This window comes from Herbaspirillum sp. WGmk3, from assembly GCF_023952535.1.
GTDB classification, from domain to species: domain Bacteria; phylum Pseudomonadota; class Gammaproteobacteria; order Burkholderiales; family Burkholderiaceae_D; genus Herbaspirillum; species Herbaspirillum huttiense.
In genome coordinates this window covers 1-259 of sequence record NZ_JAKYWT010000098.1, presented here as the reverse complement: position 1 = coordinate 259, position 259 = coordinate 1, and the positions used below count along the sequence as shown (strand labels likewise).

Below are 259 nucleotides of genomic sequence, written 5' to 3'. Positions count from 1 at the left end.
CGTTCACCACCTGGGTGCAGATTGTCAAAGACTGGATGAAAACGAAAGGGGATACGGGAAAACGTAAAACCTTCGTAAACACCACGCTCGGTGAGACGTGGGAGGCGAAAATTGGCGAACGTCCGGATGCTGAAGTGATGGCAGAGCGGAAAGAGCATTATTCAGCGCCCGTTCCTGACCGTGTGGCTTACCTGACCGCCGGTATCGACTCCCAGCTGGACCGCTACGAAATGCGCGTATGGGGATGGGGGCCGGGTGA

At 56.4% G+C, this 259-nt stretch carries 1 protein-coding gene; it reads left to right on the top strand.

Annotation, left to right across the window (positions count from 1 at the left end):
* Positions 1-259, top strand: a 259-nt coding sequence (locus MKD49_RS26070; RefSeq protein ID WP_252697750.1) for a terminase gpA endonuclease subunit, incomplete at both ends; no start/stop codon positions are given.